Source organism: Mesorhizobium sp. B2-4-19 (assembly GCF_006441315.1).
Classification (GTDB): Bacteria; Pseudomonadota; Alphaproteobacteria; order Rhizobiales; family Rhizobiaceae; genus Mesorhizobium.
In genome coordinates this window covers 559,925-577,937 of the sequence record NZ_VFUV01000002.1, presented here as the reverse complement: position 1 = coordinate 577,937, position 18,013 = coordinate 559,925, and the positions used below count along the sequence as shown (strand labels likewise).

Annotated in this window: 17 protein-coding genes; 8 read left to right on the top strand and 9 right to left on the bottom strand. The window is 64.7% G+C overall.

What is annotated here, in order from left to right; genetic code table 11:
- Positions 1–147: 147 nt before the first annotated feature.
- Positions 148–906, top strand: coding sequence for a M48 family metallopeptidase (locus tag FJ546_RS05970; protein WP_140888495.1), 759 nt, complete (start codon positions 148–150; stop codon positions 904–906).
- Between the two features lie 76 nt (positions 907–982).
- A complete protein-coding gene (locus FJ546_RS05965) occupies positions 983–1,360 on the top strand; it encodes a hypothetical protein (protein ID WP_140888494.1) in 378 nt (125 codons plus the stop codon).
- Positions 1,361–1,478: 118 nt separating this feature from the next.
- Here FJ546_RS05965 and FJ546_RS05960 read toward each other — a convergent pair whose 3' ends face one another.
- The gene (locus FJ546_RS05960; RefSeq protein ID WP_140888493.1) at positions 1,479–1,697 is read right to left on the bottom strand and encodes a hypothetical protein; all 219 of its coding nucleotides are present in this window, start codon (positions 1,695–1,697) and stop codon (positions 1,479–1,481) included.
- Positions 1,698–1,822: 125 nt separating this feature from the next.
- On the opposite strand from FJ546_RS05960, the gene FJ546_RS05955 reads away from it, so the two are divergent.
- The 6 genes from FJ546_RS05955 to FJ546_RS05930 all read left to right on the top strand — a co-directional run bounded on the left by FJ546_RS05955 (position 1,823) and on the right by FJ546_RS05930 (position 7,553).
- Positions 1,823–2,482 (top strand): phosphoribosylanthranilate isomerase, encoded by a 660-nt coding sequence (locus FJ546_RS05955; RefSeq protein WP_140888492.1) that lies wholly within the window; start codon positions 1,823–1,825, stop codon positions 2,480–2,482.
- 90 nt (positions 2,483–2,572) lie between these two features.
- Positions 2,573–3,793 carry a tryptophan synthase subunit beta gene (gene trpB, locus FJ546_RS05950; protein WP_140888491.1) on the top strand — a complete coding sequence of 407 codons (1,221 nt, stop codon included), beginning with the start codon at positions 2,573–2,575 and terminating at the stop codon, positions 3,791–3,793.
- 2 nt (positions 3,794–3,795) lie between these two features.
- Positions 3,796–4,635, top strand: a complete 840-nt coding sequence (gene trpA, locus FJ546_RS05945) for a tryptophan synthase subunit alpha (protein WP_140888490.1) — start codon at positions 3,796–3,798, stop codon at positions 4,633–4,635.
- A gap of 36 nt (positions 4,636–4,671) precedes the next feature.
- Positions 4,672–5,598, top strand: a complete 927-nt coding sequence (accD, locus tag FJ546_RS05940) for an acetyl-CoA carboxylase, carboxyltransferase subunit beta (RefSeq protein WP_140888489.1) — start codon at positions 4,672–4,674, stop codon at positions 5,596–5,598.
- Between the two features lie 179 nt (positions 5,599–5,777).
- Entirely contained in the window at positions 5,778–7,103 is a 1,326-nt protein-coding gene (locus tag FJ546_RS05935) for a folylpolyglutamate synthase/dihydrofolate synthase family protein (protein WP_140888488.1), read from the top strand.
- Positions 7,104–7,133: 30 nt separating this feature from the next.
- Positions 7,134–7,553, top strand: a complete 420-nt coding sequence (locus FJ546_RS05930; RefSeq protein ID WP_140888487.1) for a VOC family protein — start codon at positions 7,134–7,136, stop codon at positions 7,551–7,553.
- A gap of 11 nt (positions 7,554–7,564) precedes the next feature.
- Here FJ546_RS05930 and FJ546_RS05925 read toward each other — a convergent pair whose 3' ends face one another.
- The 8 genes from FJ546_RS05925 to tsaE all read right to left on the bottom strand — a co-directional run bounded on the left by FJ546_RS05925 (position 7,565) and on the right by tsaE (position 18,010).
- Positions 7,565–7,978, bottom strand: a complete 414-nt coding sequence (locus tag FJ546_RS05925; RefSeq protein ID WP_140888486.1) for a type II toxin-antitoxin system VapC family toxin — start codon at positions 7,976–7,978, stop codon at positions 7,565–7,567.
- Positions 7,975–8,223 (bottom strand): type II toxin-antitoxin system VapB family antitoxin, encoded by a 249-nt coding sequence (locus FJ546_RS05920; protein WP_140888485.1) that lies wholly within the window; start codon positions 8,221–8,223, stop codon positions 7,975–7,977. The genes FJ546_RS05925 and FJ546_RS05920 overlap by 4 nt, the downstream gene beginning before the upstream one ends.
- Positions 8,224–8,319: 96 nt before the next feature.
- A complete protein-coding gene (locus FJ546_RS05915; RefSeq protein ID WP_019862676.1) occupies positions 8,320–8,601 on the bottom strand; it encodes a cupin domain-containing protein in 282 nt (93 codons plus the stop codon).
- Positions 8,602–8,736: 135 nt separating this feature from the next.
- Entirely contained in the window at positions 8,737–9,069 is a 333-nt protein-coding gene (gene trxA / locus FJ546_RS05910) for a thioredoxin (RefSeq protein WP_281405643.1), read from the bottom strand.
- Between the two features lie 67 nt (positions 9,070–9,136).
- The gene (gene addA, locus FJ546_RS05905; protein ID WP_140888483.1) at positions 9,137–12,649 is read right to left on the bottom strand and encodes a double-strand break repair helicase AddA; all 3,513 of its coding nucleotides are present in this window, start codon (positions 12,647–12,649) and stop codon (positions 9,137–9,139) included.
- On the bottom strand, positions 12,646–15,780 hold the full coding sequence (gene addB / locus FJ546_RS05900) for a double-strand break repair protein AddB (protein WP_140888482.1): 3,135 nt from the start codon (positions 15,778–15,780) through the stop codon (positions 12,646–12,648). Before addB ends, addA begins: the two co-directional genes overlap by 4 nt.
- On the bottom strand, positions 15,777–16,502 hold the full coding sequence (locus FJ546_RS05895; RefSeq protein WP_281405642.1) for a nucleotidyltransferase family protein: 726 nt from the start codon (positions 16,500–16,502) through the stop codon (positions 15,777–15,779). The genes addB and FJ546_RS05895 overlap by 4 nt, the downstream gene beginning before the upstream one ends.
- Positions 16,499–18,010 carry a tRNA (adenosine(37)-N6)-threonylcarbamoyltransferase complex ATPase subunit type 1 TsaE gene (gene tsaE, locus FJ546_RS05890; protein ID WP_140888481.1) on the bottom strand — a complete coding sequence of 504 codons (1,512 nt, stop codon included), beginning with the start codon at positions 18,008–18,010 and terminating at the stop codon, positions 16,499–16,501. Before tsaE ends, FJ546_RS05895 begins: the two co-directional genes overlap by 4 nt.
- Positions 18,011–18,013: the final 3 nt, after the last annotated feature.

The window sequence follows — 18,013 nt, the reverse complement described above, 5'->3', positions numbered from 1 at the left end:
TCAGGGGCGGGTCGCTTCAACATGACCCAGTGAATCAAAAACCCCCAGCAAAAGCCAGGGGTTTGTCAGCAGTCTGACGGCGTCGCGCGAGCGGCGCCGTTTCTTTTTTGTTCTAGTCGTTTTTCTCGAATCGCGTATCGTCCCGCCATGACCATCGGATTCTTCCGCAATCTGACGAAGCCCAAGGCCACGCCAGTCGTGGAGCGCGAATATTGCGTCGCCGGTCGCACGCTGCCGCTCAAGATCGTCGAGAGCGCCCGGGCACGGCGCCTGACGCTGCGCATCGATTCCGGCGGCCAGGGCCTGCGCATCACCGTGCCGCCGGGCCTGCGCCGCGGCGAGGTGGACAGGTTCCTCGACCGCCATCAGGACTGGCTGGAGCAGCGCCTGGCCAAGGTGCCGACGCGCCCGCAAGTGCGGCCGGGCATCAAGATCCCGATCCGGGGCGTGCCGCACCGCATCGTCCATGAACCGTCGAAGCGCGGCACCGTGACGGTATCGCGTGACGAGCGCGGCCCGCTGCTGATCGCTCATGGTGACCGTGTGCACCTGCCGCGCCGCATCGCCGACTTCCTGAAGCGCGAGGCCAAGAAGGAGATCGAGAAGCTGGTGATCAAACACACCGAGGCACTCGGCAAGCGCGCCAAGGCGATCCGCTACAAGGACACGTCCAGCCGCTGGGGCTCCTGCACGTCGGAGGGCAATCTCTCCTTCTCCTGGCGCATCATGATGGCGCCGCAGCCTGTTATAAACTACCTCGTCGCGCACGAGGTTGCGCATCTCAAGGAGATGAACCACGGCCCGAAATTCTGGAAATTGTGCGAAAAACTCTGCCCCGACACCGACCGCTGCAAGGATTGGCTGAAGCGCAATGGCGGCGCGCTGCAGGCGATTGTGTTTGAGTGAGTTATGTCGAATTGCGCAGCGCTCTTTTGAACATATCATGAACAAAGGACAGTGATTCTTCGTCCGGAGAATGGAAATGGCCGACAACGACGATGGTTTTGTAATATCGCCAGAAGGCGCGGCACTGTTCCGGCGTCAGTTTGAAATCGACTACGCAGAGGCAGGCCCTAAGGCTCCGGTGTCGAGCTTCATCTACAAGGGCGTCGAGATTTCAAGCCGCTGGTCAGTGTTGAGTGAATTCGAAACTATGAAGCGGGCAATCGATCTTATGCCCGAACTAATGGCTCGCCGCCTCTCTCGAATTTGGTGCGACTCTAATTGCACTGCCAACTATGTGATTGGGGTTAAGTCAAGGTTATTTGTCCAGGATCTCAAGTGGGAAATCAATGATGCCTTCCGTGCTGCAGGCGGCGGTCACAATGGGATTATGATCGAAGCAGGCGAGCGGTTATGAGCAGCACAACTCTTGCAATTCTTGACCCTGATTGGGGTGAGAGTGATTATTTTGAAGAATTCGAACACTCCGACCAGCCAGAGGACTTATCATTTTAAATAGTTGGCACCGAAACCATTCAATCGTCATTCGCGGCGTTGAGTTCATCGGGCCGCAGACCTTCGTCACCATGATGCGGCCACGGCAGGAAGTTGCCGTCGAATTCATCGCTGCCGAAATAATCGAGCGCCCGATGCGCCTCGGCGCCGTTGAAGGCGGCCTTGTCCATCAGATGGGCGATAACTTCGCGCGCCTGCGCGATCTTCTGCTTCAGTTCCGTAACCGTTCTGTCGGCCATGATCGTTCTCCCGCCCTGCATGCTGCCAATTAATCCCGTCCATCAATAGGTAGCGCCTTTGGGCTTGCCGGCAAACGGTATGCTTTTTCTCGACTCTGTCTCGATTTCATGCCAATTCCCGCGCCATGGCGCTCGACATCAAAATCTGCGGCTTGAAGACCGACCAGGCAATGGCCGCGGCGCTCGCCGGCGGTGCCAGCCATGTCGGCTTTATCTTCTTCGCGAAGAGCCCACGTTATGTCGAGCCGGCGGAAGCCGGGCGGCTGCGCGAAGCGGCGCGCGGCAAGGCCTTGGCGGTTGCTGTCACGGTCGACGGCAGCGACGCCTTCCTGGACGCGATCGTCACGGCCATGCAGCCCGACATGTTGCAGCTGCACGGCTCGGAAACCCCCGAACGGCTGGCTGAGCTGAAAGCCCGTTATGGCTTGCCGTTGATGAAGGCGTTACCGCTCAGCGAGGCAGCCGATCTCGACCGGATCAAGCCGTTCATCGGCGTCGCCGACCGCTTCCTGTTCGATGCCAAGCCGCCGAAAGGTTCCGAACTGCCGGGCGGCAACGGCGTCGCCTTCGACTGGCACATCCTTGCCGGCCTTGACGCCGGCGTCGATTACATGCTTTCCGGTGGGCTCAACGCCGCCAATATCGGCGATGCCCTTCGGCTTGCGAACCCGCCCGGAATAGACATTTCGTCTGGTGTGGAAAGCGCGCCGGGCGTCAAGGATCCGGCATTGATCGAACAATTTTTCCGGGCCGTCCGGGCAGCACGCGACGACCGCGCCGCCTGAGCGTGATTCCAATCAGAGCATGTCCCGGAAAAGTGGAATCCGGTTTTCCGGTAAGGACATGCTCAAAACATAAGATTTAGGAGATCGGCGATGGACAAGCCGGCGACACCCAATTCCTTCCGCACCGGACCCGACGAACAGGGCATGTTCGGCATTTTCGGCGGTCGTTTCGTCGCCGAAACGCTGATGCCGCTGATCCTCGACCTCGAGCGGCACTGGAACGAGGTCAAGAACGATCCGGATTTCAGGGCTGAGCTGACCGATCTTTCGACCCATTATGCCGGACGGCCGTCGAAGCTGTATTTCGCCGAGGGCCTTACGAAGCATCTCGGTGGTGCAAAAGTCTATTTCAAGCGCGAGGACCTGAACCACACCGGCTCGCACAAGATCAACAACTGCCTCGGCCAGATCCTGCTGGCCAAGCGCATGGGCAAGAAGCGCATCATCGCCGAGACCGGCGCCGGCCAGCATGGCGTGGCATCCGCCACCGTCGCCGCGCGCTTCGGCTATCCCTGCGTCGTCTACATGGGCGCCACCGACGTTGCCCGGCAGAGCCCGAATGTGTTCCGCATGAAGCTGCTCGGCGCCGAAGTGCGGCCGGTCACCGCCGGCCACGGCACGCTGAAGGACGCCATGAACGAAGCCCTTCGCGATTGGGTCACCAATGTCGAGGACACCTATTATCTGATCGGCACCGCCGCCGGCCCGCACCCCTATCCAGAGCTGGTGCGCGACTTCCAGTCGGTGATCGGCACCGAGGCACGCGCGCAAATCCTCGAACAGGAAGGCCGGCTGCCCGACACCATCATCGCCGCTGTCGGCGGCGGCTCGAATGCCATCGGCCTGTTCCATCCCTTCCTCGACGACAAGGATGTGCGCATCATCGGCATCGAAGCGGGCGGACGGGGTCTCGACGGCATCGAGCATTGCGCCTCGATGAATGCCGGTTCGCCAGGCGTGCTGCACGGCAACCGCACCTATCTCCTGCAGAACGCCGACGGCCAGATCATGGACGGCCATTCGATCTCGGCCGGCCTCGACTATCCCGGCGTCGGTCCGGAGCATTCCTGGCTGCGCGACTCCGGTCGCGTCGAATATGTGCCGATCCTCGACGACGAGGCGCTGGAAGCGTTCAAGCTGACGACCCGCGTCGAAGGCATCATCCCGGCACTGGAATCCGCGCACGCCATCGCGCATGCGGTCAAGATCGTGCCCGCCATGGACAAGGACCAGATCGTCATCGTCAACCTGTCCGGCCGTGGCGACAAGGACGTGCACACGGTGGCCTCGATGCTGGGCATGGAGATCTGATCATGACGACCCGCATCGATCGCCGCATGGCAAAGCTGAAGACCGAAGGCCGCCCGGCGCTTGTCACCTATTTCATGGGCGGCGACCCCGACTACGACACCTCGCTGTCGATCATGAAGGCGCTTCCCGGCGCCGGCGCCGACATCATCGAACTCGGCATGCCGTTTTCCGATCCGATGGCCGACGGTCCGGCGATCCAGGCGGCTGGCCTGCGGGCGCTGAAAGGCGGCCAGACGCTGGTCAAGACGCTGAAGATGGCGTCCGAGTTCCGCGCCGGCGACAATGAAACGCCGATCGTGCTGATGGGCTACTACAACCCGATCTATATCTACGGCGTCGACCGCTTCCTGAAAGACGCGTTGGCCAGCGGCATCGACGGGCTGATCGTCGTCGACCTGCCGCCGGAAATGGACGAGGAACTCTGCATTCCGGCGCTGAAGGCCGGCATCAACTTCATCCGCCTGGCGACGCCGACCACCGACGACAAGCGCCTGCCCAAGGTGCTGCAGAACACGTCGGGCTTCGTCTACTATGTCTCGATGACCGGCATCACCGGCTCGGCGCTGGCCGACACCGGCAAGGTGGCCGCCGCCGTCAACCGGATCAAGAGCCATACCGATCTGCCGGTCTGCGTCGGCTTCGGCGTCAAGACCGCCGAGCAGGCGCGTGTCATCGGCGCCAATGCCGATGGCGTCGTCGTCGGCACGGCCATCGTCAATGCGGTCGCCAATGTGCTGGGGCCGAAGGGCGAAAAGACCGCTGACCCGGCCGAGGCCGTCGCCACGCTGGTCAGCGGCCTGGCGCAAGGCGTGCGTTCGGCCCGCCTTGCTGCCGCCGAATAGTTTTCCTACGTCTTCGTCAGGACAGGAGCCGAAGCGATGAACTGGATCACCAATTACGTTCGCCCGAAGATCAATTCGATGCTCGGCCGGCGCACCGACATGCCCGAGAATCTCTGGATCAAGGATCCCGAGACCGGCGAAATGGTGTTCCACAAGGATCTGGAATCCAATCAGTTCGTCATCCCGTCTTCCGGCCATCACATGAAGATTTCGGCCAAGGAGCGGCTGAAATACTTCCTCGACGACGGCAAGTACGAGCAGCTCGAAAACCCCAAGGTCGTGCTGGATCCGCTGAAGTTTCGCGACGAGAAGCGCTATACGGACCGGCTGAAGGACGCCAAGGCCAAGACCGGCCTGGAAGACGCCATCGTCAACGCGCTAGGCACCATCGAAGGCTTGCCGGTGGTGGTGACGGTGCAGGATTTCGCCTTCATGGGCGGCTCGCTCGGCATGGCGGCGGGCGATGCCATCGTGCACGCTTTCGAGGTTGCCCTGCAGCGCAAGCGGCCGCTGATCCTGTTCGCCGCTTCCGGCGGCGCCCGCATGCAGGAAGGTATTTTGTCCCTGATGCAGTTGCCGCGTACCACGGTCGGCGTCGACCGTCTGAAGGAAGCCGGCCTTCCCTATATCGTCGTGCTGACCAACCCGACCACCGGCGGCGTCACCGCCTCCTACGCCATGCTGGGCGACGTGCACATTGCCGAACCCGGCGCGCTGATCGGTTTTGCCGGGCCGCGCGTCATTGAACAGACCATCCGCGAGAAACTGCCGGACGGCTTCCAGCGTTCCGAATATCTGATGGAGCACGGCATGGTCGACATGGTGGTCTCGCGGCTGGAGATGCGCCCAACGATCGCGCGGCTGTTGAAGATGCTGCTCAAGATGCCGGGCGAGGAAAAGCCGCTGGAGCCGGAAATCCTGCCGCCCGCGGTCGTTGCCGCCGAAACCAGGCCGCAAGCCTGACGCGACACTGTGCATGTCGCCCAAAAATGACCTCGGTTTTGGGAGAACGACATGCATAACGCGGCGTTGGCCGCCGCGAACGGCGATTGCGCCATGTCCATGGCACGCTGTAGCCTTTTGATTGCCATGGCCATTCCGGGATTGATTCTGGTGCTCGGGCCATGCGCCGGGATTCTGCCATGACAACGCTTGCCGCCGACCGCGAAATCGAAGCCCTGATGGCGCTTCATCCGAAAGGTTTCGACCTTTCGCTCGACCGCATCACGCGGCTCCTGGAGCGGCTTGGCAATCCGCAGGATCTGCTGCCGCCGGTCATCCACATCGCCGGCACCAACGGCAAGGGTTCCTGCGCCGCCTTTTCGCGTGCACTGCTCGAAGCCGCTGGCCACCTTGTCCATGTCCACACGTCGCCGCATCTGGTGAACTGGGCCGAACGCTACCGGCTGGCCGCCGAAGGCGGCGGCGGGCTGGTCGATGACGATGTCTTCGCCGAAGCCATTGCCCGCGTCGCCAAGGCCAATGACGGTCAGAAAATCACCGTCTTCGAGATCCTCACCGCTGTCACCTTCATCCTGTTTTCCGAACATCCGGCCGAAGCCGCCATCATCGAAGTCGGCCTTGGTGGCCGCTTCGACGCCACCAATGTCGTCGCCAGGCCCGCCGTCTCGGTGATCATGCCGGTGTCGATGGACCACGAAGCCTATCTTGGCGACCGTGTCGAACTGATCGCCGCCGAAAAGGCCGGCATCATGAAGCGCGGCTGCCCGGTGGTGATCGGCGCGCAGGAAAGCGAGACGGCGCTGCAGGTGCTGATCGAGACCGCCGAGCGGCTGGAGTGCCCGACCTTCGTCTATGGCCAGGACTTCCTCGCCTTCGAGGAAAATGGCCGCATGGTCTATCAGGACGAGGATGGCCTGATGGATTTGCCGCCGCCGCGTCTGCCCGGGCGCCACCAGTTCGCCAATGCCGCCGCCGCGATCGCCGCGGTCAAGGCGGCCGGCTTCGAGATCAGCCACCGCGCCGCAGAAAAGGCGATGACCCACGTCGCCTGGCCCGGTCGCATGCAGAAACTGATGCAGGGCCGGCTGACGGATCTAGCGCCGAAGGGTGCCGACATCTGGCTCGACGGCGGCCACAATCCGGGCGCCGGCGTGGTCGTCGCGGAGGCGCTGGCCGAGCAGGAGGAAAAGAACCCGCGCCCGCTCTTCATCATTTCGGGCATGATCAACACCAAGGACCAGAGTGGCTATTTCCGCGCCTTCAAGGGTCTCGTCCGGCATGTCTACACTGTGCCGGTGAGCCTGAGCGATGCCGGCGTGCCGAACGACGAACTGGCGATCCGCGCCACGGAAGCCGGGCTGACGGCCGAGCCGGTGAGTTCCGTCGCCAACGCGCTGATGCTGCTGCGCGACACTTGGGATGGCCCGCCGCCGCGCATCCTGATCGGCGGGTCGCTTTATCTGGCCGGCGCGGTGCTGGCCGAGAATGGCACGCCGCCGACGTGAGCGCTTGATGACCGGCGCAGGGAGCCTGTGATGATCAAGGTAAAGCAGCTCGCCCATGTCTGCATTTTCGCCCATGACTTGGAAGCGACGCGCAGCTTCTACCGCGACGTGCTCGGGCTGGACACGCGGTTCAATTTCCTGCGCGATGGCGAGATTTTCGGCTTCTACCTCGATTGCGGCGGCCGCAGCCACGTCGAGGTGTTCCAGAAGGATGCCGCCACCTTCAGCGAACTCAACCAGATCAACCATTTCTGCCTGGAAGTCGAAGACATCGACGCCGCGATCGCCCATATCAAGTCGAAAGGCATCGACGTGACCGCGAAGAAGCACGCCTGCGACGACACCTTTCAGGCCTGGATCCGCGATCCCAACGGCGTGAAGATCGAGCTCTTCGAGTACACCGACAAAAGCGCGCAGTTCATTGGCGGCGACCGCATCGCCGACTGGTGACTAGACATGCTCTAGAAATCCCAAGGCGAGATCAGCTCAACCTTGGCCGGAGCGAAGTCGCTGAGATTGCGCGTTGCCAGCCGGCCTCCATTGACGCGCGCTATCGCCGCGATCATGCCATCGGGAGCCGACATGCCGCGACCTTGGCGCGTCGCGGCCCCCATGATCTCGCCGTAAGCCAGGGCAGCCTCTTCCGTCAGTCCAAAAATCCGGTCGGCAAATCGATGCCGCCATCGCGAAAGCCCCTGTTCCAGCCGATCCGCACGCTCGTCAGGTCGTATCTTTTGAATACCGAAGGCGATTTCAGCAATCGTCACAGTGGGAAGGGCCAGTTCGGCGTCATTGCGGACAAGCCACGCCAGCACGGCTGGATCCGGCGTCTTCTTCAGAGACTCCGAAATCACATTGGTATCGACGAAAATCAAAGCTCAATTCCTGAATGAATCTCGCGACCGCCGCGAATAACTTTCTCCAGATCGATATCGACGCCACTGCTTGCGGTCAGGCTGGCATAGAAGGTGGAGGCGGGTTCGCGGCCAGCTTCACGAATCTCGTAGGATTCAAGCGCGCGTTCGACCACGTCGGCTATCGAGCGGTTCTCGCGACGAGCAAGCCTATGAGCCAGGTCACGTGCTTTCGCGCTGCGGACTGAGAGCTGTGGTTCGGCCATTTCAAACTCCCCTTTGGAAAGAGGAATATAAGCCGACACGCCTCTGCCATCAAGATGGCACTTGATGGCATGCCATCTCACGCGCGGTGAGCCCGTTCACTTCAGCTCGATCTCGATAAAGGCATATTCGCCGTCATTGGCGCTGATGACGTCGTGTTCCACACCCTCCTTGCGGAAATAGGGCGCGCCTTTCTTCATCTCGGCGAAGGTCTCGCCGTCCTTGGTCACCAACTTCAGCTTGCCGTCCATCAGCGGCACCACGACATAGTCGTGGCCATGGCGATGCCAGCCGGTGTTGTCGCCGGGCTGGAAGCGGTACTCGGTGACGATGACGCGCTCATTGTCGATGAAGACGGTGGCCTTGGCGGATCCGGTCATGTCGCTCTCCCTGTTTCTGCTGCCAGCAGAAGACATGGTGGACCATGATGTGAGGGCCAGAGCGGACTAGCCGATGACGCCAACAAAAAGCCCGGCGCGATGGCCGGGCTCTCGATATCGGGAATTTCGGTCGGATCAGAGGCTGCCATTGATCCAGTGCGACAGCGCGGTCTTCGGCGCGGCGCCAACCTTCATGTCGGCCACTTCGCCGCCCTTGAAGATCATCAGCGTCGGGATCGAGCGCACGCCGAACTGCGCGGCCAGCTCGGGATTCTCGTCGATGTTGAGCTTGGCGATCTTGACCTTGCTGCCGAGTTCGAGAGCGATGTCCTCGAGCGCCGGCGCGATCATCTTGCAAGGGCCGCACCATTCAGCCCAGAAATCCACCACGACCGGCTCCTTGGCGTTGAGCACGTCAGCCTGAAAATTGTTCTTGTCGACCTTGACGGTTGCACCCATGCGGAAAATCCTTTCGAGAGTTCTTTGTCGCACCAAATGTGGTGGTTATCTAGCCCTTCTTCAAGCAGGTCTTGTGTCACGCTCCCGTGAGTCGGGCAAGGGCGTCATCCATGGCCCGGGCCGGCAGTTCGATCAGCCTTGGCGTTTCTGTAAACAAAAGGGCGGCTTTCACCTCGCGCCCGGGATAAAGCGGCTGCAGCAGCGCGCGATAGAGCGCCAACTGCAAAAGATAGGCCGGGGGAACCTCGGCAACAGAGGCGGGCGCAGGCCGGTTGGTCTTGTAGTCGACGATCGAAACCGTGTCCGCTGTCACCGCCAGCCGGTCGATCTTGCCGGAAATCGAGCGCGTTTTGCCCCTCACCTCCAGGCTGCCCATGATCGCCACCTCGGCGCGCGAGGAGGGCGCGAACAATTGGCCGAGGCGCGGGTCGTCGAGGATGGCGATGACCGATGCCAGGGCCTTTTCCCGCTCCGACGGCGGCCATGCGGCACCCGTTCGCGCGAGATAACGCTCGGCGGCGCCCTGGCGTTCACCCTCGGCAATGCCGGGCAGCATCTGCAGCAGCTTGTGCAAAGCGAGCCCGCGCAGCACGGCAAAGCCGGGTTCGGTGTCGGCGTCCAGCACCGGCGAAGCCTTGTCGACGACCGCTTCCTTGCCTTCATCGATCAGCGCCGAGGCGCCGGATGGCGACAGCGGCCGCGGCAGGTCCTCGAAGGGCGGCAAGGGCCGGAACAGCGTCCCCGGCAGCGGACCGAAAGCATCGGCCTGCCGCGCCTGTTCATCGACGCTCGCCGCGACGGGCGGCAGTTTGGTGACGTGGAAACGGTGCACCGGCTCGCCGCCGGCCGGATGCGCGCGCTGTTCGCTTTCCGGCGCGCCGGTGAGCGCGCGGCTGACGATCGAATGCCAGGTGCCGGTGTTCGGCGCCCGCTTGCCGTGATAGCCGCAGACGATCAGCCGGTCCTCGGCGCGGGTCATGCCGACATAGAGCAGCCGGCGGTATTCGTCGTCGGCGAGTTCGCGGGCGCGGGCGGCTGCCGCCTTCGAGAAGCCGTTGGCGACATCGCTTGCCGAGCGCCAGAGATAGCCCTTGCCGTCCCAGAAGGTGCCCGAGCCCTCGAACGGCATCAGCCGCGGCAGATGCTGGTCGCTGAACGGGGCGGAGCCGCCATCGACCAGGAACACCACCGGCGCCTCCAGGCCCTTGGCGGCGTGCACGGTCATGACGCGGACCTCGTCGCGCGTCTGGTCCATCTCGCGCTTGATCTCTGGTCCGGCATTTTCCAGCGTCGACAGGAAGGCTTCCAGCCCGGGCAGGCCGGTCCGTTCCTCGGCAAGGCAGAAGCTCAGGAATTCATCGAGAATATCGCCGGCTTCGGGCCCGAGCCGCGCGATCATTTTTCGGCGCACGCCGTCGCGCGCCAGCAGGCCGGCATAGAACTCGAACACCGGCTTGAAGGCGGCCTCGTTAGCCCAGACGTCGAGTTGCGCGACAATCTCCGCTAGGCGCTCGTTTTCTTCGGCGTGCTGTCGCAGCGACGCGGCCACAGACAAGCCCGGCGGCCTCTGCGCGGCAAGCGTGAACAGCGTCTCCTCCGGCAGGTCGAAGATCGGGCTGCGCAACACGGCGGCGAGCGACAGATCGTCCTGCGGCTGAAGCAGGAGATGACCGAGCGCGATCAGGTCCTTGACCGCGATGTGGCCGGGCAGGCTCAGCCGGTCGGCACCGGCGACCGGAATGTCGCGGCGTTTCAAGGCGCGGGTCAGCGCGTGAACAAAACTGTCGCGCTTGCGCACCAGCACCAGCACGTCGCCCGGGCGCAGCCGCGTGCCACGGCCTTCGATGATCTCGCTTCTGCCGATCCAGCCGGCAATCGTCGCCGCGACAGTCTCGGCAACGCGCACCGCCGGCGCGTGGGCGTGGTCGATGGCCTGCGTCCAGTCGTCGGGCTCGTCGACGACATCGGCGCCGATCGATGGCCAGACCTCGACATAGCCCGGCGCATCGGTGCGGATGGCCTTGTGGCTCAACGGATCGGGATCATGGCTGATGCCGCGCCGCACGACAGGATCGGCAAAGACGCGGTCGACGGCGGCCAGGACGTCGTCGGTCGAGCGGAACGACCAGGTCAGCTTGAGGTCGGCGAAGGTCGCCTCGGCATCGCGCACCCGGCCGGAGAACAACAACCGGCTGTCGGCGAAGGAATCCGGCGCGGCTCCCTGGAAGGAATAAATCGACTGCTTCTCGTCGCCGACGGCAAAGACCGTGCGGTGGACCCTGTCGCGCGCGCCGAAGCCGGCGAAAAATTCCTCCGCCAGCCGCTTCACCACCTCCCATTGATCCGGGCTGGTGTCCTGTGCCTCGTCGAGCAGGATGTGGTCGATGCCCTGGTCGAGCTTGTATTGCACCCAGGGGCCGGCGTCGGGCCGCGCCAGGAGGTTGACCGTGCGGGTGATCAAGTCGTTGAAGTCAAGGAAGCCGCGGCTGCGCTTCAGCACGTCGTAGCGGGCGATCAGCCAGTCGGCGATGGTCAGTGCCGCGCGTGTGCCTTCCAGCATGCGGAACAGCGCCAGCCGGTCTACGGTTTCGATGATGGCGCTTGCCGCCGAGAGATAGCGCTCGGCCAGGTCCGGCAGCCGGTCGGTCAGGGCTTTCTTGAAGGCCTTTGCCGGGTCGTAGGGATCGCCATCGGTCTTGAGGAAGGTTCTGGCCAGCAATTGCAGGCGGCGAATGGGATCGCTCTCGGCGAAAGCCTGGCGCGCATAGGGCAGGATGTTGTTCAGCACCGATCTGGCATCGGTGGATTCGGCGGCCTGGGCGAAGCCGGCGAAATAGTCGGGCAGGAAGCCGGGCAGCGGCCAGGCCGACGCTGCAATCCCTTCGGCGGTCTGGCCAGGGCGGAAATGGAATTCATCGAACAAAGGCTGGAAGCCGTCACGCCCGACCGCGTCGAGGAACTGGCGCAACCCGTCGCGCTTGCGCACGATCTCGCCGAGCAAGACGTCGAGACCGGCCTCGCCGCCGCGTTCCAGCACGGTGGCGAAGGCGTCGGCCAGATCCGGATTGCCGGCAGCCGTGCCGGAGATCATCTCACGGCGCGCGGCGGCGAAAAGCGATGCCTCCATCTGGCCGTCGAGCATCTCGAAATGGGCCGGAATATTGGCTTCGAGCGGGAACTGGTGGAGCACCGATTCACAGAAGGCGTGGATGGTCTGGATCTTCAGTCCGCCCGGCGTCTCCAGCGCCTCGGCGAACAGGCGCCGCGCCCGGCGCATGGTGTCGCGGTCGGGCCGCCGCCCCTCAAGCGCCTCGATCTTCGCGGCCAGTTCGGCATCGCCGAGCACCGTCCAGTCCGACAGTGTGGAAAAGACCCGGTTCGACATGTTGGCGGCGGCGGCGCGCGTATAGGTTAGGCACAGGATCTTCGACGGGTCGGTGCCGTTGAGCAACAGCCGGATGACGCGCTGCGCCAGCACATGGGTCTTGCCGGAGCCGGCATTCGCCGACACCCAGGCCGAATTCTGCGGATCGGCGGCGCGGGCCTGGCTGTTGGCGGTATCGCTCGGGATGGGATAGGCCTTCTTCATGCCTCCCCTCCCTCGTCGCCGGCATCGCCGCCGGCCGACCATTCGAGCACACGGGCGAGATGGTCGTAATCGCCATCTGTCTCGCCCTCGCGAAACGGCAGCGCGCGCGACAGATAGCCGGTCTGCGGGTCGGCATAGTGGATCAGCAGCTTTTCCAGCCGCGCCCAAGCCTCTTCGGCAAGATCTGCGGCGGTCCGTGGCTGGCGGTTGTGCTCGAGGATGGACTCCTCGAACACCTCGCCATTCGGCTTCAGCCTGATGAAGGCCAGCTGCGACGGCTCGCGCGCGCCCAGATCCTTGAACGCGCCACGCCGCAGCAGCGCGCCTTCCAGCGCCAGCTGCGGCGCCAGCAGCGTGTGCGCCTGCGCCTTGGAGGGCGAGGAACCCGTCTTGTAGTCCAGGATATCGGCCATGCCGCCGGCCAGCAGATCGACGCGGTCGGCATAGCCGGACAGCGTCACGCCGGACTGGCCGACGAGGGTCTTGCCGGCACGCTCCTCGGCATGGCGCCGGACCACCGCATCGGCACGCGTGCGCTCCCATTCGACGATGTTGGCGGCGAGCTTTTCGAAGCGCGGCCACCACACCGCCTCGACATCGGCCGGAAGGGCGGCGTCGGCAAAGCAGGCGCGGCCGGCGGCAATGAGATCGGCCAGCGCGTCGGCTGCGCGCGGATCGGCAACCCGCGACGAGAACAAATGCAGGATGGCGTGGAACAGCGTGCCGCGCTCGGCCGCACCGGGATCACGGATGAGCGCATCGAGCGGCATCAGGCCGAGGATACGTCTGGCATAGACGGCATAGGGATCCCGGCGCAACGTCTCGATCTCGGTGACCGAGAAATGCGTTGGGCGCACCGCCAATGGCGGCTTCGGTTGCGGCCGCGGCGCGAAATCCTGCTTTGGGCCGGTGTCGAGCGCGCGTGCCCAGGCGAGCAGTTCGTCGCCACGTCGGCGCAGGGTTGCCGCCTGGTCGTTGCCGATGAAGGTAAGCAGCCGCTGCAGCCAGCGCGACGGCACGGCGGGGGCGTCGCCGGAACGCGCCGAGCGGGCCAGAACGACGTGTCTCGCGCCCATCGCCATCTGGAAATCATGCGCGGCAAGGCCGATGCGCCGCTCCGGCGGTTCGAGATCGATGCCGGTCTTCATCAGTCGCGACATGAAGCGGTCGCTCTCCGGCTTGCGCGGCCACACGCCTTCGTTGAGCCCGCCAATGACCAGCGTGTCGACATCCTGCAAGCGCGCTTCCAGCGCCCCCCAGATGGCGATGTTCCTGTCGGTGCCTTGCGCCGGCTTGACCGTCTCGGGCGCGATCAGCGCGTCCATCACATCGGGCCACTCGCTGGCGGCGAACGACAGCGAGGCCGAAGCGGCGACCAACCCGCGCAGCAGTTCCGCGAGCTTTTCACCGGCATCGCCGGCATAGAGGTCGCCCAGGCCGCCATCGGCGGCGCGCCCGAGGCTTTCCAGGGCCACCACGCTGGCTTTAACCAGCGCGGCAAGATCGGCGTCCGCCTGGTCGCGAAACGCCGAAAGCGGTGCCAGCGCTTCCGTCAGTCGTACGAGGAGGCTTCGAGCATCCTCGATGGAGCGCACGGTGAGACGGGAAAGCCAGAAGGGCGGCCGGCTGTCATCGCCGAGGCTCGTCAGTCGGGCCTCGAACAAGTCCGGCAGCGAAACGATGTCGGGGCGGCCGGTGCCGCCGCGCAGCGCCACCAGTTCGACCAGTTCCGCCGCGTGGCGCACATCGGCGCGTTCGAGGCCGAGGCCGAGCAGCGGATGCTTGAGCAGCGACAAAAGGCCGACCGGATCGCCCTGCCGGAACACTGCTTCGAGCGCCAGCCGGAGCAGGCTGGCCGCCGGGCTGTTGGCGAGCGGCGTGCCGCCGGAATCGTCGGCGACCACGCCGAAGCGCCTGAGCTCCACCGCGACGCGCCGCGCCAGCGCGCGGTCGCCGGTGACGAGCGCGGCCCTTTGGCCGGGCTGTTCGACGGCCTGCTTAAGCGCGACGGCGATGGCGACGGCTTCGTCGCGCTCGCTGGCGGCTTCCAGCAGCGTCACGTCGGCAAAGGCGCCGGCAATATCGGACGCCGAATACCCGCTGCGTGTTTCGGCCCACAATTCCGTGGTTTCGGCCGGCCGCAGCGCCTCGCCGACAAGCGCGGCGCGAAGCGCCAGCCGCGGTTCGGCCGTGCCGAGTTCTTCGACATCGGCGCGCAGCACGCCGATCTTGCCGATCAGCCTTGCCAGGCCATATTGCGGGTGCCCAAGCACGGCCGGCCGCGTGCCGGGGGCGACAAGCGCCTGGAAGGACGCTTCGTCCAGCGTCCGGTCGAGCCCGGGCAGCACGATGGCGCCGCCGGGCAGGCGGGCGATCGCCGCAAGCAGCTCCGCCGTCGCCGGGATGGAGCCGGTGGACCCGGCGGCGATGACAGGTCCGGCCGGCGGATTGCGCCGCAGCCGCGCCGCCTCGGAGCGGATCAGCGCGCCGCGATGCGCGGCCGGATTGGAGCGGTCGCTTTCCCTGAGGAATTTCGGCCAGGCATCGGTGACGATGCCAAGGAATTCGAGCGTCACCTGCCACCAGCCGGCAAGGTTGCCAGTCACCAGATCGGCGAGCTTGGTCCAGTCGGTGCCTTCCGTCTCGATCTCGTCCATCAGCCCTGCGAGATCGCGCGCCAGCCAGATTGCGTCGGCGGTGGAGGCCGGGATGACGATTTCCTCGGCGAAAAGCTTGGCCACATGCTCCGGCAACCGGCGTTTCCAGGCACGCACCAGCGGCGTCAGCAGCAACAGGCGTTCGGTAGCCGAGATCGGCGGCGCGAGATCGATCGCCGCTGCCGGCTCGGCGTCGAACAGGGCTTCGTCCTCGTCGAATTCGCCGAGCGGGCGGACCACCGGCAGGATCGCCGAACCGCCGCCGCCGCGTGCCTTCAAACTGTCGACGAAGACACCGCGCAAGGCGCGCGCGGCGCGGCGCGTCGGCACATAGATGGTGACATCGGCCAGCGCGAGCGGATGGCCGTCGAAACGAAATCCCGGGACCAGGCGGCCGGCAAGCAGCGCCTCGGCCAGCGTCGGCAGGAACGGCGCTCCGGGGGGAATAGAGAAAACGCGGCTTGAGCCGCTCATTGCATCTCGGCTAGCGCGCCGGCGACGGCTGCTTCCGCCTGCGGGATGGCATCGGGCGTGCCGACGGTAATCCAGTGGCCGTGCATCGGCATGCCGAACAGCCGGCCGGCGGCGATGGCTTTGTCGAAATAGGCATTGAGCGAATGCGGTTCGGCCGGGACATCCTTGAACAGGCGCGGGTGGACGATCGCCGCGCCGGCATAAATCAGCCCGGCCGGATCGCCTTTCGAGCGCCGCAAGGCACCGTCCGGCGCCACCAGGAAATCGGTGCTGCCACAGTGACCTGTCGCTTGATGGAGATCCGCCAGCATCAGCAGAATATCCATTTTCGCGGCGTCCCACGCAAGGGCAAGCCGGCCGAGATTGAGCGGACCGTGGTCGATCCAGAACGTGTCGGCATTGAGGATATAGAAGGGTTGTTGGCCGAGTTCCGGCAGCGCCTTGACGATGCCGCCCGCCGAATCGAGCAGCCGGTCGCTCTCATCGGAAATGATGATCCGCGGAGCGCTGCGCGCCGCGACATGGGCGACGATCTGCTCGGGAAGATAGTGGACGTTGACCACCGCCTTGGCGACGCCGGCGGCTGCGAGGCTGTCGAGCCCCCAGTCGAGCAAGGTCTTGCCGGCGATCCTGACCAGCGGCTTGGGGATCGTATCGGTGATCGGCCGCATGCGCTTGCCAAGCCCGGCGGCAAGCACGATGGCAGTGTTCGGTCTTGTCACAGTGTTCGTTCCTTGAGCAGCCCGTGCGCATTGTAGAAATCCCGCAGGCTGGCAAGCGCCGGATGGGACAGCGCCCGGCGCAGATAGTCGCGGATGCGCGGCAGGTGCTTCAAATAATAAGGTTTGCCGTCGCGCTTTTCGAGACGCACGAAAATGCCGAGGATCTTGGAATTGCGCTGCGCGGCCATGATTGCATAGGCTTCCAGGAAGCTTGCTTCGTCGAAGGCGCCCGCCGCATGGCGCGCCGCGACATAGGCATCGAGCATTTTCTTCTCGATCTCTGGCGAGATGGTGACACGGGCATCCATGGCCAGCGAGGCGACGTCATAGGCTGCAGGCCCGATCAGCGCATCCTGGAAGTCGACGATGCCCAACCGGTCATGGCCGGCGCGGTCGTCGCGCCAGATGATGTTGGGCGAATGGAAGTCGCGCAGCATCAGCGTGTATTCGCTGCCTTGCAGCCGGTCGAAAAGCGCGTTCCATTCCCCGGCGTAGCCCGAGCGCAGATCGTCGCTTGGCGGGCCGCCCGATATCGCCGGCACATACCAGTCGACCAGTAGATCGGCTTCGATCATCATCGCGTCGCGGTCGAAGGGCGGCACCTCGTGGAAGCTGCCGGGTCCGGCTTGCAGGCGCTGCGGCCAGGTCCTGCCATGCATCATGGCCAACAGTTCGGCTGCCGCCGCATAGCGCTCGGCCACCGGCTCGCCGTCCTTGCCGAGAAACCCCTCGGAACCGAGATGTTCGAGCAGCAAAAAGCCCTGGTCCTGGTCCTCGGCATGGATTTGCGGGACGCTGACGCCACCAGCCTTCAAGGCGCGGTCGATGGCGACGAAGGCGGAGACCGACTGGGCGGTGTGGGCAATCACGGCATAGGGTTTGCCGTCGCGAACGGGCGGGCCGAGCACCAGCCGCGGCGAGTTCATCAGCACGCGCGGCTCCTGGCCGGCGAGCGTCACGATCTCGTAGGAACGGGCGGAGGCGTCGCCGATGAAATGGCGCCGCCGCGCTTCGCCCCAGCCGGCATTTTCGAGAAAACCGCGCATGGCCAGCGATCGCGCCGCGCGGTCGAAGGCAGAGCCTTGCCCCGACAGCCGCGCCAGCCGACCCTCGCCATGCTGGACGAGTTCGATCGAGAGCGTCGTCTTCGGCAGATAGCCCTCCGCCCGCTCGGGCCATTCGACCAGGGCAGCCCCTTGCGTCAGCGCTTCGTCGAAGCCGAGTTCGTCGAGCTCGGCTGCCGAGGCCAGGCGGTAGAGGTCGAAATGGTGCACCGGAAGGCGCGTGTCGTAGCTCTGCACCAGGGTGAAGGTCGGGCTCGGCACGTCCAGGCTGGCATCATCGGCCAGCGCCCTGATCAGTGCCCGCGCCAACGTCGATTTGCCGGCGCCGAGATCGCCCTTGAGCGCCAGCACGTCGCCGGCGCGCAGGGACAGCGCCAGATCCTCCCCCAGCCGCGCTGTCTGTGTCTCATCCGCGAGCAAACGCTCCAGCACAGGTCCCGTCATCGA

Excerpts from the sequence above, each read along its gene's own strand:
- FJ546_RS05970 (WP_140888495.1), top strand. The coding sequence starts at position 148 with ATGACCATCGGATTCTTCCGCAATCTGACGAAGCCCAAGGCCACGCCA.
- FJ546_RS05965 (WP_140888494.1), top strand. The coding sequence starts at position 983 with ATGGCCGACAACGACGATGGTTTTGTAATATCGCCAGAAGGCGCGGCA.
- FJ546_RS05960 (WP_140888493.1), bottom strand. The coding sequence starts at position 1,697 with ATGGCCGACAGAACGGTTACGGAACTGAAGCAGAAGATCGCGCAGGCG.
- FJ546_RS05955 (WP_140888492.1), top strand. The coding sequence starts at position 1,823 with ATGGCGCTCGACATCAAAATCTGCGGCTTGAAGACCGACCAGGCAATG.
- trpB (WP_140888491.1), top strand. The coding sequence starts at position 2,573 with ATGGACAAGCCGGCGACACCCAATTCCTTCCGCACCGGACCCGACGAA.
- trpA (WP_140888490.1), top strand. The coding sequence starts at position 3,796 with ATGACGACCCGCATCGATCGCCGCATGGCAAAGCTGAAGACCGAAGGC.
- accD (WP_140888489.1), top strand. The coding sequence starts at position 4,672 with ATGAACTGGATCACCAATTACGTTCGCCCGAAGATCAATTCGATGCTC.
- FJ546_RS05935 (WP_140888488.1), top strand. The coding sequence starts at position 5,778 with ATGACAACGCTTGCCGCCGACCGCGAAATCGAAGCCCTGATGGCGCTT.
- FJ546_RS05930 (WP_140888487.1), top strand. The coding sequence starts at position 7,134 with ATGATCAAGGTAAAGCAGCTCGCCCATGTCTGCATTTTCGCCCATGAC.
- FJ546_RS05920 (WP_140888485.1), bottom strand. The coding sequence starts at position 8,223 with ATGGCCGAACCACAGCTCTCAGTCCGCAGCGCGAAAGCACGTGACCTG.
- FJ546_RS05915 (WP_019862676.1), bottom strand. The coding sequence starts at position 8,601 with ATGACCGGATCCGCCAAGGCCACCGTCTTCATCGACAATGAGCGCGTC.
- addA (WP_140888483.1), bottom strand. The coding sequence starts at position 12,649 with ATGAAGAAGGCCTATCCCATCCCGAGCGATACCGCCAACAGCCAGGCC.
- addB (WP_140888482.1), bottom strand. The coding sequence starts at position 15,780 with ATGAGCGGCTCAAGCCGCGTTTTCTCTATTCCCCCCGGAGCGCCGTTC.
- tsaE (WP_140888481.1), bottom strand. The coding sequence starts at position 18,010 with ATGACGGGACCTGTGCTGGAGCGTTTGCTCGCGGATGAGACACAGACA.